The sequence below is a fragment of the Streptococcus infantis genome (assembly GCF_019929575.1).
Classification (GTDB): domain Bacteria; phylum Bacillota; class Bacilli; order Lactobacillales; family Streptococcaceae; genus Streptococcus; species Streptococcus infantis_L.
In genome coordinates this window covers 1-14,073 of record NZ_JAHZPU010000035.1, presented here as the reverse complement: position 1 = coordinate 14,073, position 14,073 = coordinate 1, and the positions used below count along the sequence as shown (strand labels likewise).

Sequence of the window (14,073 nt, the reverse complement as noted above, 5' to 3'; positions counted from 1 at the left end):
TGAGCTGTGAGCTGTGAGCTGTGAGCTGTGAGCTGTGAGCTGTGAGCTGTGAGCTGTGAGCTGTGATTGCGTTCATAATACTTAATTTCCTTTATTTTTGATACTTCTATTATATCAAAATTCTGGCTTTTTGCATAGTAGAAGTTTACATTTTTGTTGACAATCATTCTTATTTTCGATATAATATAATCAAGAAGTAAGGAGTACCAGTTATGAAGTTTGAGTTTAAATCATTATTTGATTTACAATCTGCTTTTCCAGACGAACAGTCATGTATTGACCATTTAGAAAATATGATTTGGGGCGATGTGATTATCAGCCCTTTTGATGCTACCTCAAAGGTCTACAAATGTAAAGGTAACAAATACCGTTGTAAAAATACTGGAAAATACTTCAATGTCAAGACTGGTACTCTTTTTGATAATACTAAAATTGAACTTCGTAAATGGTTTATGGCATTTTGGCTTGTGACTTCTCACAAAAAAGGAATCTCATCTGTACAATTATCAAAAGATATTGGTGTTACGCAAAAAACAGCTTGGTTCATGCTGGAACGTATCCGTAAGTGTTTTAGTTCTGAAAACAACAATAGTCTTGATGATGTTGTGGAAGTTGATGAAACCTACATAGGTGGTAAAAACAAGAACCGTCATAACTCCAAAAAAGTCAAAAATGCTCAAGGGCGTTCATTGAAAGACAAATCTGCTGTAGTAGGCATGGTACAACGTCAAGGTAAAGTTAATGCTCATCATGTTCCAGATACAAAGACGAAAACATTGACTGAACAGATTGTCAAATACGTAAAGGAAACAGCTCAACTTTACACAGATGAATGGCTGGGTTATAATAAAGTGGCTAAGATGTATAATCATGACTTTGTTAATCATGGAATTAGTGAGTATGTGCAAGGTGATGTTTATACCAACACGATTGAAGGCTTTTGGGCTGGATTGAAACGTGGAGTATTAGGAATTTACCATTCGTGGTCTAAGAAATATCTTCAAGACTATGTAGATGAATTTGTTTTTCGTTATAATACTCGTGACTATTCGGATAGTGAGCGTTTTAATCTCCTGATTTCAAATGCCTGTGTCCGAACTAAATACAGGGAGCTGATTTATGGCTACTAATACATTACATGACCTACATTTTGAATTGGAAAGGTCCATCGCTCGTAGAGTTGATAGTAAGCTGATTGGTTATCAGGTCAGTCTTTCAGATAGTTTTTACAATAAATACACCAAACTCTGGGATAAGACCTATTCCTTTGATTTTGTTACTGAACATCGCTCTTTTTATACTCAACTAACAAAACGTTGTGTTTATGACGTACTTGGAGATAGTCAAAAGAGAATTGACAGAAAGGCTATTGCCAAACAAATGGCAGAGTTAGAAGCCTTGGTTGATATTGCAGAAAGTAAAGAGGAGTTTCAGAGCTTTTTTGAGAAAAAATACAGTCTCAAATTTCCTGATTTGAACGATTGCATTCATCAGAAGAAAAAAGAGTTATCTGATTTTGACAAAAAACTTTGGATAGCAATGCACTATAACCCTAGAAAAGATGAGGGGGAATAATAATGACAACATGGTACGATTACATGGTGAGAGCTAGTGAACATGCTGGAAGTGACGGTGATTTGTGGTTTCGCTATCTTTATAAGGTCATTAAAGATGAGGAGACTAAACTAACTACTGATGATGTAGAGCAATTGTTGAAAAATCCTACCTTAACACCTTTCCAAAAAATAACCCTTCAAGATGCTTTAACAGAAGGTACACACACAAGAGAACACGTTTTGCAGGCGAACCGTAAAAGTCAGCCAAAAGATATTTTGAAACTCTTTAGAGAGGGTAACTATGGATAAGAAAGTTTTATTTGAGGCTCTCAATACAGAATTAGCTAAGGAAAATATTGACCTAGAAATTATCTGTGTTGGTGGTTTTGTTCTGGAGTATTACAATCTCCGAGGAACACAAGATGTAGATGCCTTTTATCAAGAAGATGCTAAAATCAGAAGCATTATTGAGAAAGTTGGCGATGATTTTGATGTGAATGAGCCTGATGAGTTATGGCTGAACAACAATGTTGCAAATATGAATAAAATACCGCCACTGTCTATCTGTGAGAAGGCATTTAGCTATTCAAATTTGACTGTTTTTGTACCACCATTATCTTACATTCTCGGAATGAAACTAGACAGCGGACGAGATAGAGATAGGCAGGATGCTGGGGAAATTATTAAACTAGTGAAAATTCGTTCTATAAAAGATATTATCAATAAACTCAAAGAATATGGTTTTCAACCAGACCTTTCATTGATATTGGAAGTATTTGAGATAGCCTATGGTATGGAATGGTTGGCAGAATATATGAGTGAACATTATGAAGAATTTAGACATTATTAAAAGACGATTTCCGTTTGGAAGTCGCCTTTTTTGATATTCTCATAAATACAATATGTTGTTGGTGGTGTAAACTGGTATATAGTTCCCAAAAATAAAATACTTTCCAATTAAGAACCTACTTTCATTTAGTTATATTTTATTTTACTATAAAAGAAAACGTTTGTAAGATATCTGCTACGCAAATTTATTTTCAACTTGAAGGAATCAAAAAAGGAGCTCAGCTCCTTTTTTGATTAATAAGTTCCCTCTTCGCCTTGACTTGTCAAGATTACAGGGCCATCTTTTGTAATAACAAACTGATGCTCGTACTGACATGATAGTCCACCATCGATTGTTTTATGTGCCCAGCCTGTTTTCATATCTGTATCGATTTCCCAATCACCTGTATTGATCATAGGCTCAATGGTTAAGACCATGCCTTCACGAAGGCGGAGACCACGACCTGCGATACCATAGTTAGGCACCATTGGTTCTTCGTGCATAGTTGGACCAACTCCGTGCCCTACAAGATCGCGAACAACTCCGTAACCACGACTTTCAGCATATTCCTGAATAGCAGCTCCGATATCTCCGATACGGTTTCCGACAACAGCTTGCTCAATTCCCTTATACATTGCTTCCTTGGTGACATCCATCAAGTTTTTAACTTCTTCTGACGGTTTACCAACAGCATAAGCCCAACAAGAATCAGCTAAACCACCCGTAAAGTTTTGGGTATATTTTTTCATCTGTTCAACGTTGTTAAAATTGAGCTTAGAAACATTGAGGTCAGACTTAGCGATTGGCCCACCAAGAACCATATCAACTTTCAGCAAATCGCCTTCCTTCAAAATATAGTGGCGTGGAAAAGCATGAGCTACTTCGTCATTGAGTGAGCAACAAGTTGCATAAGGATAATCCATCATTGCCCCATCAACACCAATTTGTAGGGGTAGGAAATTTTCTTCTTTACAACGACGACGCACATATTCTTCTACTTCCCACATATCTACACCTGGTTTGATGATGTCACGCAAACCGATGTGAATACTTGCAAGAAAATCGCCAGCCTTATCCATTGCTTCGATTTCTCTAGCGGATTTTAATGTAATCATGTTTTCTCCTAGTTTCTAATTAATTTTTACAGTAACATTTGCTTTTGATACGATTTGATGATTGATATAAATGTCATAGTCAATAATAGCTGACCTTCTCGTATGATGAATAATTCTAGCCTGAATCCGCAAGATATCATCAATCTGAACAGCCTGTAAAAAGTAAATCAACATTTGTTCAATGATGAGGTTCCGTCCGCTATTAACGACCAAATCCTGCGTCATATGGGTCAAAATTTCTGAAAGAACTCCATTTGCAAGAACTCCATTTTTTTCCAACATAAATGGTTCAACTGTAATGACAACTTCGTCATGGTGGTAAGATAACTTCTGACCAACCTGTTCTGAAAATGTTGGTAAAGCTGAAACTTGAGAGCGACTCATCTTTTCCATGACATCTCGTCTAGTAATGACACCAAGTAAAGTTTGATTACTTCTCACAACAGGTACCATTTCAAAGTCTTCAGCAATCATTCTCTGGCTAACGTTAGCGATATTCGTCGCTAAGCCAGTCATATAGACTGTCCTTGTCATGACCTTGTCTATTGTTGTACCTGGTGATTTATCTCCAGCATCACGCATAGTAACTACACCAACAACAACCTGATGCTGATTGATGACAGGGAAACGGCTCGTTCTATTCTTACGAACCAAGTCTAAATAATCTTTGACAGTATCCGTTTCCTGTAGAAAACCATATTCATGACTGGTACGATAGATTTTTTCAACCGTTAAAATATCTGTCTTAATCTGAACATTAGACAAAGCTCTGTTGATCATAGTCGCAATTGTAAATGTATCATGTTTACTGCGCAATACTGGAATATTTTTTTTATTAGCATGATTCAAAACATCTTCATGAACTTCAAATCCACCTGTTACCAAGACAGCATTTTCATTTTCAAGTGCTAATAACTGAATACGTGTTCGATCTCCTACGATAAGTAAGCCGCCATCATGAAGATAAGAAAGAATATTCTTTTCAGTCATCGCCCCAATGGAGAATTTACTAAATTCTCTATCCAGACCAGCTTGGCCAGCCAAAACTTCCGAGCCTGTGACTTCTGCAATTTCTGCAAATGTTAATTTCTCAATAGCTACTTTTTTTGACTTTACACGTACCGTTCCACTTCGAGGACGTGTTTCAACAAGTCCCCTATTTTCGGCTTCTTTGATAGCCCGATAAGCTGTACCATCACTTACTCCCAGCCGATTTGATATACTACGAACACTGACACGCTTCCCAACTGGTAATTCTTCCAAGTAGGCTAATATTTCTTGGTGTTTACTCATTTAGATTTCCTTTTGTATAACGGAATTCTAGATAATCCCGCATCTTTCGGGTATAACGATCGCTACCTTTAAAACGACGATAAAGAACAAAATCTGATTTTTCTGCTACTTTCTGACTAGCAACATTTTCTAGATGTGTCACAATCGAAAGTTGCTTCAATGCAAACTCGTTCATGGATAAATCTCGTAATTTGGTAACTGCTTCAGTCATATACCCCTGAGACCAATAGTTTTTCTTTAAAAAATAGCCAATTTCTGCTTCTTTCTTAATTTCATCAAGCTTTTCAAACTTGATAGCTCCAATCATTCTTTGCTCTTTTCTATCACAAATAGCCCAAATCCCCAAAGGTGATTTCATAAAATAATTGGCAAGAGCATACTGACTTTCTTCAATACTTGCTTGTGCAGGAAAGATAAATTGAAGATTTTCAGGATCTGATGCAAGTTGATGAAAATCATCTACATCTGTAAAAAAGAAGGGACGGAAATATAAACGTTCCGTCTCATAGAAAGAAAATTTTGCTAATTTAGTCCAGATATTCATTGCAATCCTCAAATTGCTAATCTTCGATTAGCTCAATATCTGCTCCAAGATTACGCAATTTTTCGATAATATTCGAGTAGCCTCGAAGAATGAATTCAACATTTGTAATCTCTGTTTTTCCTTCAGCCATCAAGCCAGCAATAACCAAGGCAGCTCCAGCACGTAGGTCTGTCGCCTTAACTTTTGCACCCTGCAAAGGATTTCCACCCTTATAGAGAATGTGATCATTAGTTGTGGTAATATCTGCATTCATTTTGGCTAATTCAAAAACATGGTTTACACGTTTTTCATAGATTGTATCAATCAATGTACCACGACCTTCTGCTTTTAATAGCAAAGGCGTAATGGGCTGTTGAAGATCGGTTGCGAAACCTGGATAAGGAGCTGTCTTGATATTAATAGCCTTTAAATTTGTTTGCTCTTCGACAAAAATACTGTCTTCAGAAACAGTCATGTGAACACCCATTTCTTCAAGTTTAGCAATAAACCCTTCCAAATGCTCATAAAGTACATTGTTGATTCGAATCCCATGACCTACTGCGGCAGCCATTGAGATATAAGTACCTGCTTCAATACGGTCTGGGATGACTTGGTGGCGTGTTCCATGAAGGGAATCTACGCCATCGATAGTAATCATATCAGTACCCGCACCACGAATGTGAGCTCCCATATTGTTTAATAATGTAGCCACATCAATGATTTCAGGTTCACGAGCAGCATTTTCAATGACTGTTCGACCTTCAGCCTTTACTGCTGCTAGCATTGTATTAATAGTCGCACCAACACTAACAGTATCCATATAGATATGAGCACCATGTAGACGTGATCCTTGGGTTGAGAGATTCATATTATCTCCCTCATAGGTCGTCTTAGCTCCCATAGCTTCAAAAGCTTTTAAATGCAAATCAATCGGACGTGGTCCTAAATCACATCCTCCAGGTAAACCTACAGTTGCTTCACCAAAACGTCCTAAAAGACTACCATAGAAATAATAGGATGCACGCAAGCTATTAATTTTACCATAAGGCATTGGTTTATTTTGAACACCACGAGGATCAATCTCAAGAACATCGTCATATCGCTTGACACTAGCTCCCATGATTTCCATGATCTCAATAAGACTAGCAACATCAGAGATGTCTGGAACGCAATCCAAAATCACAACATCATCTGATAAAATAATGGCAGGAATCAAGGCAACGACACTATTCTTAGCACCACTGATCGTAATTTCACCTTTCAATGGTCTCCCACCGTTAATGACAATTTTTTTCATTTTATACTCTTTCACTATTTATTAAGAAGGTCTCACCCTATATTATACCATATTTCTTACTATTAGCCAATCCTATAAAATAATTAAGCTCAGAACTATCTTAATGTTAAAGACGTTAACAATTGTTAATTAGCATATTCATCAAAGCTGGTAAAAATCTTTCTCACTTGTATTTTTAAGGCTTCCAACAAATATATTTACTGCACATTTTTAGTTGGAGATTTGTTAAGGAAAGACTGGCTTTACAAGTATATGCAATAATATTCAAACTTTTATAAAATAAAACATTGAACAGATGATATTCCGCAAGAATTTTACATAAAAATCATTCTGGCTAGCAAACTGGATACCAAAATAAAAAATAGACTCTCCGAGCACTCGGAAAGCCTTATTTAATGCTAGTTCTAGCTTCCTCGCCTTTACATTTCAAGGCTCGGGATAAAAAGGTTCACTGGACCTTCTTATTTTGCGATTGGGTAAACAGAAACTTGTTTCTTATCGCGACCTTTACGTTCAAAGCGTACTACGCCTTCAACTTTAGCGAACAAAGTATCGTCTCCACCACGTCCAACGTTTACACCTGGATAGATGTGTGTACCACGTTGACGGTAAAGGATTGATCCACCTGATACAGTTTGTCCGTCAGCTGCTTTAGCTCCAAGACGTTTTGCTTGTGAATCACGTCCGTTTGATGTAGAACCTCCACCTTTTTTGTGGGCGAAAAGTTGCAAGTTGTTAAGAGTCATTTTTAACATAATGTTTTCCTCCGTGTTAGTTTTCTGTGATAACTCTGGTTTGGACGAACTCTGAAGAGTCCTCCGATAAGTTTGCCATACCCAGGAAAAATGATTCAAAAAATAACTGCGTCATTTCTCTCTGGTGTGAAGGAAGGTCTCTAGGAATTTCAACCATAAGATAGCCACCTTCATCTTCGTTTAATTCTAGGATTGGTTCATAGCCTGCAAATTTCTCAATTGAATTGATAAAGTTAATGGCAAGCGTAGAAACCGATGCACACACGACATCAAGGCCGTATTCGCCACTCTCGGCGTGTCCAGTAATTTCCGCACTCCTCAGCTCGCCATCTTCGGCTCTCTCAAAGACTGCTTGTATCATGTGTTCTCCTTAAAATTAAGCGTTGATTGCGTTGATGACAACTTTTGTATATGGTTGACGGTGACCTTGTTTACGGTGGCTACCTTTTTTAGGTTTGTACTTGTAAGTAACAACTTTCTTTTGTTTTCCTTGTTTTTCAACAGTTCCAACTACAGTAGCTCCAGCAACAAGTGGAGTTCCGACAACAGTGTTTTCACCACCAACAAGAACAACTTCGTTAAAAGTAACTTCTTGACCAGCTTCAACGTTCAATTTTTCAACGTAGATTGCTTGACCAACTTCAACTTTAACTTGTTTTCCGCCAGTTTTGATAATTGCGTATGTGCTCATTATGCACCTCCTATGATTTTTTTGGGGTTTCCCCGTATTTTTGTGAAGACTCGCCTAGCATCGTGGGACGAACCACTTAAACTTGAAGAAACAAGCAACGATGTTCGTGCGGTTGCACAGGACTGTGCATAGTCAACTCTTCAAGTATAGCATGATTCCTAGTTTTTGACAAGTATTTATCATCGAATTTAAACTTTTTTTCTTATTTTTTTCCTCCAAGATGCAGAAAGCATACTTAGATAAAAAATACTCATCATAATTGGAATTCCTAAAATTGTTTTTTCTTTATAAAATAAGCTCAGATAAGCTGATACAACAACTCCAAAAACGAAACTAGAAAGTAAACTGACAAAGATGAGACCTTCTCTTAAAAAAGGTGTATGTTTTGTGCGAACATATTCTCCAAATGCTAACATGGTTCGTTTGATATTACCGGTCATAAAAGCATTATTGTATGCAATTCCTGAAACTTCACCGAAAGCTGTTGTTACAAGTCCCATGCAAAATGCCAATGGCGGTACTATGTATATATTATCAACAGTCAAGGGAACAAATCCTATAATCAAAGATAAAATAGCTAGTGGAATAAGGGATAGAATTGGTTTTCTTACAATCCGCAACTTTTCTTTATAGACTGTCAGGAGGAATACACCCACCATAAAGGAAATCAAGGTCATTACCTTGGCGCTGGCATCTGAAACATTATCCTGAATGAGACCAACAGAAAGGAGAACAACATTCCCAGTTTGACCTGCGACTAGAGTATTCCCACGTATGATAAAGGTATAGGCATCTACATAACCTGCACAAAAAGTCAAAAAAAGCGCCAATCTTTTTGAATGACGAGAAATTTTTCTCATGGGTAATAATCTCATACTACACTCCTATTTTTTCTGAATCTATTGTACCATTTTTTGATGAAAATTCGAAGTGTCAAATAAAAGATTTGTCTCCCTTTGGCTAGTTTAGTCTATCTGTGATATAATGAAAGCAGTCATTACTTGTAGAAAAGGAGATTTCATGCTAAAACTTGGTATTATCGGTACTGGTGCAATCAGCCACCACTTTATAGAAGCTGCTCATACTAGTCAGGAATTCCAGTTAGTGGCTGTTTATTCAAGAAAACTCACGACTGCCCAGCAATTTACTAGTCCTTATCAAAATGTTAGTCTATTTGATAATTTAGAGGATTTCTTCCAGTCTGAATTTGATATTGTCTATATCGCAAGTCCAAATTCTCTACACTTTACTCAAGCTAAGGCTGCTTTATCTGCTGGCAAGCATGTTATCCTTGAAAAACCAGCGGTGACTCAACCACAAGAATGGCAGGATTTAGTTGAAACAGCTCAAGAAAATCAATGTTTTATCTTTGAAGCAGCAAGAAACTATCACGAAGATGCTTTTGCGACAATTAAAGACTTTCTTGCAGACAAGCAAGTTTTAGGGGCAGACTTCAATTACGCAAAATACTCTTCTAAGATGCCTGATCTCCTTGCTGGAAACACCCCAAATGTGTTCTCAGACCGTTTTGCTGGCGGGGCTCTCATGGACTTGGGGATTTATCCGATCTATGCTGCGGTTCGCTTGTTTGGAAAACCGACTCATGCAACTTATCAAGCTCAGCAGCTTGATAACACCATTGATCTAAATGGAGACGGTGTCTTGTCATATCCAGAATTTCAAGTTCATATCAAGGCAGGTAAAAACATAACCTCTAATTTGCCTTGTGAAATATATACAACCGATGGAACCTTGACACTCAACACCATTGAGCATGTTCGCTCAGCAATTTTTACAGATCATCAAGGGAATGAAACACATCTACCTATTCAGCAGGTACCTCACACCATGACTGAGGAAGTCTCTGCTTTTGCAAACATGATTAACCAACCAAATCAGGTACTCTACCAATTCTGGTTAGATGATGCGACACACGTCCACGACCTACTTTACACCATGCGCCAGGATGCTGGCATTAGATTTGAGGCAGAAAAATGAAAACCAAACTACCTACAGAATGGCAAGAATTGATTGATCAACTGGGGTTCCAAGAATTCACTCCCATTCAAGAACAACTTTTTGAGCCTATAACAGAAGGTGAAAATCTTCTAGGAGTCAGCCCAACTGGAACAGGAAAGACTTTGGCCTATCTCCTACCAAGTCTTCTCAAACTCCAAAAGAAAAAAGCCCAACAACTCTTGATTTTAGCGCCTAATACTGAGCTTGCTGGACAAATTTTTGACGTCACTAAAACCTGGGCTGAGGCTATCGGATTAACAGCTCAGCTATTTCTATCAGGTTCGAGCCAGAAACGCCAAATCGAACGTCTCAAAAAAGGACCAGAAATTCTTATTGGAACACCTGGTCGTATCTTTGAACTTGTCAAATTAAAAAAAATCAAGATGATGAACGTGGAAACTATCATTCTGGATGAATTCGACCAACTACTTGATGATTCTCAAATTCATTTTGTGGAGAAGATTACCCACTACGCACCTCGTGACCACCAACTCATCTACATGAGTGCCACTACCAAATTTGATCAAGATAAGATCGCACCTAACACGCGCACCATTGACCTCTCGGATCAAAAGTTAGACAACATCCAACACTTCTACATGCAGGTAGACCAACGTCACCGCGTAGATATGCTTCGTAAACTGGCACATGTTGAAGATTTCCGTGGTCTTGTCTTCTTTAATAGCTTGTCAGACCTTGGTAGTGCCGAGGAAAAATTGCAGTATCGTGATGTTTTAGCAGCTTCGCTAGCTAGCGATGTCAACGTTAAATTTAGAAAAGTTATTCTAGAAAAGTTCAAAGATAATCAACTGACACTACTTCTTGCGACAGACCTTCTTGCTCGTGGTATCGATATTGATAGCCTAGAATGCGTGGTTAACTTTGACGTCCCTAGAGATATTGAAACCTATACTCACCGTGCTGGACGTACAGGACGTATGGGTAAAGAGGGCTATGTGATCACACTTGTAACTCATCCCGAAGAAATCAAGAAACTGAAGAAATTTGCAAGTGTACGTGAGATCGTCCTAAAAAATCAAGAGCTCTATATCAATTAAGGTTGGCTTTTGCCAACCTTTTTCTTATCCCCAGGTAATTTCTAAACGGTAGTTCGCAAAAACGACTCCTTCTTTGTTTTGTAGTTGATAGGCTAGTTCAATCTTTTGTTGTTCAACTTGATAATAGCTTGTTTGGATGATAAACTCCTGTATCCCCATTGGTGTAGGAATATAGGCTAAACTATCAGCTTCCTTCAGAAAACGCATGATGGTCTTAGGGTTGGAAAATCGAGACATCACCAACTCTGTATCATTAAACTTGAGTATCACTTTTTCCTTCTCTTCATTGTAAAAAAGGAGATAGGAAAAATCACCTTTCTCACGTAACTCAACGTCATAAAGTTGGTCGATCACTTCCAATTGTTCATCAAATTGAATGGTATTTCTCATTCGAATTTTCACTTCAAGTCCTCTTTCTTCACTCTTATCCTACTATTTTACCAAAAACTGTGGCTTTTTGCTATAATGGTTTTATGAATGAAAAAGTATTTCGTGACCCTGTTCACAACTATATCCACATTAATAATCAAGTCATTTATGACCTGATCAATACCAAAGAATTTCAACGACTTCGTCGGATCAAACAGCTCGGCACATCCAGTTATACTTTCCATGGTGGAGAACATAGTCGTTTCTCTCACTGTCTGGGTGTTTACGAGATTGCACGCCGCATCACAGAGATTTTTGAGGAAAAGTATCCTAAAGAATGGGATCCTTCCGAGTCCCTCTTAACCATGACTGCAGCCCTGCTTCATGACCTAGGACATGGTGCCTATTCGCATACTTTTGAAAATCTCTTTGACACCGACCATGAGGCTATTACCCAGGAAATTATCCAAAGTCCTGAAACAGAGATCCACCAGGTTCTTTTACAGGTAGCTCCAGATTTCCCAGAAAAGGTAGCTAGCGTCATCAGTCATTCTTATCCAAACAAGCAGGTAGTTCAACTCATTTCTAGTCAGATTGATGCAGATCGGATGGACTATCTCTTGCGTGATTCTTACTTCACAGGTGCTTCCTATGGAGAATTCGACCTGACACGTATCCTACGGGTTATTCGCCCTATCGAAAACGGAATTGCCTTTCAACGAAATGGCATGCATGCCATCGAAGACTACGTTCTTAGTCGCTATCAAATGTATATGCAGGTTTATTTCCATCCTGCCACACGTGCTATGGAAGTCCTTCTTCAAAATCTTCTGAAACGTGCTAAGGAACTTTATCAGGAAAACAAGGACTTCTTTGCGCATACATCCCCACATCTACTGCCTTTCTTTGAAAAAAATGTGACCTTGTCTGACTATCTGGCTCTGGATGATGGTGTGATGAATACCTACTTCCAGCTCTGGATGACCAGTCCTGACAAGATACTTGCAGACCTGTCGCAACGCTTTGTCAACCGCAAGGTCTTTAAATCCATTACCTTTTCACAAGAGGACCAAGACCAACTCGCTAGCATGAGAAAATTGGTTGAGGACATCGGCTTTGATCCAGACTATTACACAGCTATCCATAAAAACTTTGACCTACCTTATGATATCTATCGTCCCGAATCAGAAAATCCACGAACACAGATTGAGATTTTACAGAAAAATGGAGAACTAGCAGAACTCTCTAGCCTGTCTCCTATCGTTCAATCCCTTGCTGGCAGTCGCCACGGAGATAATCGTTTCTATTTCCCAAAAGAAATGTTGGATCAAAATAGCATCTTCGCAAGCATCACTCAGCAATTTTTAAACATGATTGAAAACGATCATTTTAAACCAAATAAAAACTAAAAGAGGAACTATATGAGTATTAAACTAATTGCCGTCGATATCGATGGAACCCTTGTCAACAGTCAAAAGGAAATCACTCCTGAGGTATTTGCAGCCATCCAAGATGCCAAAGCAGCTGGTGTCAAAGTTATGATTGCAACTGGCCGTCCCATTGCAGGTGTTGCCAAACTTCTAGATGACTTGAAATTAAGAGATGAGGGTGACTATGTAGTGACCTTCAACGGTGCCCTTGTCCAAGAAACTGCTACAGGACATGAAATTATCAGCGAATCCTTGACTTACGAGGATTATCTAGATATGGAATTCCTCAGTCGCAAACTTGGCGTCCACATGCACGCCATTACCAAGGATGGTATCTACACTGCCAATCGCAATATCGGAAAATACACCGTACACGAATCAACCCTCGTCAGAATGCCCATCTTCTACCGTACACCTGAAGAAATGGCTGGCAAGGAAATTGTCAAATGTATGTTCATAGATGAACCAGAAATTCTCGATGCTGCAATTGAAAAGATACCAGCTGAATTTTACGAGCGCTACTCTATCAATAAGTCTGCACCTTTCTACCTAGAACTTCTCAAAAAGGGTGTAGACAAGGGTTCAGCTATCACCCACTTAGCTGAGAAACTCGGATTGACCAAAGATGAAACTATGGCTATCGGTGATGAGGAAAATGACCGTGCCATGCTTGAAGTTGTTGGTAACCCTGTTGTTATGGAAAATGGAAATCCAGAACTCAAAAAAATCGCCAAATACATCACTAAATCTAATGACGAATCTGGCGTAGCCTATGCCATTCGTACATGGGTACTGTAAAAGGAAAGAATAGACGAAAACCGCTCAGCAGAGCGGTTTTTTCTATATTTTCTTTAATTCCACCTTATTGTGAAATAATAAATGCAGTTGTCTAACCGATGATTGATAGACAAGTTTTACATTACCAATCACTTGATGATCCACCACCATCAAAACCACCACCAGACCAATCATCACTCGACCAAGAAGACGAGGAATCACTGTCATTTTTAACAGGATACTTATCTTTATTTTTCCTATAGAAAACTCTTAATTCTTTTTGAGGCCCTGTTGTAAAATGAAGTGCAACACAAAAGACATGTTCATCTGATATACTAGAGTTGCAAAAAACAGTATAGAG

17 protein-coding genes, 1 pseudogene and 1 other annotated feature are annotated in these 14,073 nt (G+C 38.4%); of the genes and pseudogenes, 8 read left to right on the top strand and 10 right to left on the bottom strand.

Translation table 11 applies throughout. From position 1 onward, the window contains the following. Nucleotides 1–212: 212 nt before the first annotated feature. From K1I67_RS08845 to K1I67_RS08830, 4 genes are read left to right on the top strand one after another with little or no spacing between them, the layout of a single operon-like run. Nucleotides 213–1,130, top strand: a complete 918-nt coding sequence (locus K1I67_RS08845; RefSeq protein WP_223339647.1) for an IS1595 family transposase — start codon at nucleotides 213–215, stop codon at nucleotides 1,128–1,130. After that, the gene (locus K1I67_RS08840; protein ID WP_223339646.1) at nucleotides 1,120–1,575 is read left to right on the top strand and encodes a hypothetical protein; all 456 of its coding nucleotides are present in this window, start codon (nucleotides 1,120–1,122) and stop codon (nucleotides 1,573–1,575) included. The genes K1I67_RS08845 and K1I67_RS08840 overlap by 11 nt, the downstream gene beginning before the upstream one ends. 2 nt (nucleotides 1,576–1,577) lie before the next feature. Continuing rightward, the gene (locus K1I67_RS08835) at nucleotides 1,578–1,865 is read left to right on the top strand and encodes a hypothetical protein (protein WP_020902550.1); all 288 of its coding nucleotides are present in this window, start codon (nucleotides 1,578–1,580) and stop codon (nucleotides 1,863–1,865) included. Beyond that, nucleotides 1,858–2,406 (top strand): DUF6036 family nucleotidyltransferase, encoded by a 549-nt coding sequence (locus tag K1I67_RS08830; protein ID WP_049476728.1) that lies wholly within the window; start codon nucleotides 1,858–1,860, stop codon nucleotides 2,404–2,406. The genes K1I67_RS08835 and K1I67_RS08830 overlap by 8 nt, the downstream gene beginning before the upstream one ends. A 233-nt stretch (nucleotides 2,407–2,639) precedes the next feature. On the opposite strand, the gene K1I67_RS08825 is transcribed toward K1I67_RS08830, so the two are convergent. The 8 genes from K1I67_RS08825 to K1I67_RS08790 form a co-directional block, all read right to left on the bottom strand. Continuing rightward, a complete protein-coding gene (locus tag K1I67_RS08825) occupies nucleotides 2,640–3,500 on the bottom strand; it encodes a methionyl aminopeptidase (protein ID WP_045763436.1) in 861 nt (286 codons plus the stop codon). A gap of 15 nt (nucleotides 3,501–3,515) precedes the next feature. Then, nucleotides 3,516–4,793: a CBS-HotDog domain-containing transcription factor SpxR gene (spxR, locus tag K1I67_RS08820; protein ID WP_000033785.1), complete on the bottom strand. Its 1,278-nt coding sequence runs from the start codon at nucleotides 4,791–4,793 to the stop codon at nucleotides 3,516–3,518. Beyond that, nucleotides 4,786–5,337 (bottom strand): GNAT family N-acetyltransferase, encoded by a 552-nt coding sequence (locus tag K1I67_RS08815; protein WP_223339645.1) that lies wholly within the window; start codon nucleotides 5,335–5,337, stop codon nucleotides 4,786–4,788. The genes spxR and K1I67_RS08815 overlap by 8 nt, the downstream gene beginning before the upstream one ends. A 16-nt stretch (nucleotides 5,338–5,353) precedes the next feature. Next, a complete protein-coding gene (locus tag K1I67_RS08810) occupies nucleotides 5,354–6,613 on the bottom strand; it encodes a UDP-N-acetylglucosamine 1-carboxyvinyltransferase (RefSeq protein WP_223339644.1) in 1,260 nt (419 codons plus the stop codon). A gap of 461 nt (nucleotides 6,614–7,074) precedes the next feature. Then, entirely contained in the window at nucleotides 7,075–7,368 is a 294-nt protein-coding gene (gene rpmA, locus K1I67_RS08805; RefSeq protein WP_006154204.1) for a 50S ribosomal protein L27, read from the bottom strand. Nucleotides 7,369–7,384: 16 nt separating this feature from the next. Further along, nucleotides 7,385–7,729, bottom strand: a complete 345-nt coding sequence (locus K1I67_RS08800; RefSeq protein ID WP_223339643.1) for a ribosomal-processing cysteine protease Prp — start codon at nucleotides 7,727–7,729, stop codon at nucleotides 7,385–7,387. Between the two features lie 15 nt (nucleotides 7,730–7,744). Further along, the gene (rplU, locus tag K1I67_RS08795) at nucleotides 7,745–8,059 is read right to left on the bottom strand and encodes a 50S ribosomal protein L21 (RefSeq protein ID WP_000109137.1); all 315 of its coding nucleotides are present in this window, start codon (nucleotides 8,057–8,059) and stop codon (nucleotides 7,745–7,747) included. A 36-nt stretch (nucleotides 8,060–8,095) separates the two neighbouring features. Beyond that, nucleotides 8,096–8,183, bottom strand: a sequence feature (ribosomal protein L21 leader region). Between the two features lie 64 nt (nucleotides 8,184–8,247). After that, complete coding sequence (locus K1I67_RS08790) at nucleotides 8,248–8,934, bottom strand: YoaK family protein (RefSeq protein WP_223339642.1); 687 nt, start codon at nucleotides 8,932–8,934, stop codon at nucleotides 8,248–8,250. A 145-nt stretch (nucleotides 8,935–9,079) separates the two neighbouring features. On the opposite strand from K1I67_RS08790, the gene K1I67_RS08785 reads away from it, so the two are divergent. Both K1I67_RS08785 and K1I67_RS08780 read left to right on the top strand, forming a co-directional pair. Then, a complete protein-coding gene (locus K1I67_RS08785) occupies nucleotides 9,080–10,057 on the top strand; it encodes a Gfo/Idh/MocA family protein (protein WP_223339641.1) in 978 nt (325 codons plus the stop codon). Continuing rightward, nucleotides 10,054–11,136: a DEAD/DEAH box helicase gene (locus tag K1I67_RS08780; protein WP_223339640.1), complete on the top strand. Its 1,083-nt coding sequence runs from the start codon at nucleotides 10,054–10,056 to the stop codon at nucleotides 11,134–11,136. Before K1I67_RS08785 ends, K1I67_RS08780 begins: the two co-directional genes overlap by 4 nt. 24 nt (nucleotides 11,137–11,160) lie before the next feature. On the opposite strand, the gene K1I67_RS08775 is transcribed toward K1I67_RS08780, so the two are convergent. Further along, on the bottom strand, nucleotides 11,161–11,538 hold the full coding sequence (locus tag K1I67_RS08775) for a DUF1934 domain-containing protein (RefSeq protein WP_223339639.1): 378 nt from the start codon (nucleotides 11,536–11,538) through the stop codon (nucleotides 11,161–11,163). 71 nt (nucleotides 11,539–11,609) lie between these two features. Here K1I67_RS08775 and K1I67_RS08770 point away from each other — a divergent pair, with 71 nt between their 5' ends. Together K1I67_RS08770 and yidA are read left to right on the top strand one after the other, a co-directional pair. Beyond that, nucleotides 11,610–12,914, top strand: coding sequence for an HD domain-containing protein (locus K1I67_RS08770; RefSeq protein ID WP_223339638.1), 1,305 nt, complete (start codon nucleotides 11,610–11,612; stop codon nucleotides 12,912–12,914). Nucleotides 12,915–12,926: 12 nt separating this feature from the next. Continuing rightward, nucleotides 12,927–13,733 carry a sugar-phosphatase gene (yidA, locus tag K1I67_RS08765; RefSeq protein WP_223339637.1) on the top strand — a complete coding sequence of 269 codons (807 nt, stop codon included), beginning with the start codon at nucleotides 12,927–12,929 and terminating at the stop codon, nucleotides 13,731–13,733. A gap of 121 nt (nucleotides 13,734–13,854) precedes the next feature. On the opposite strand, the pseudogene K1I67_RS08760 reads toward yidA, so the two are convergent. After that, nucleotides 13,855–14,073: pseudogene (locus K1I67_RS08760) on the bottom strand (hypothetical protein); the annotation flags it as partial.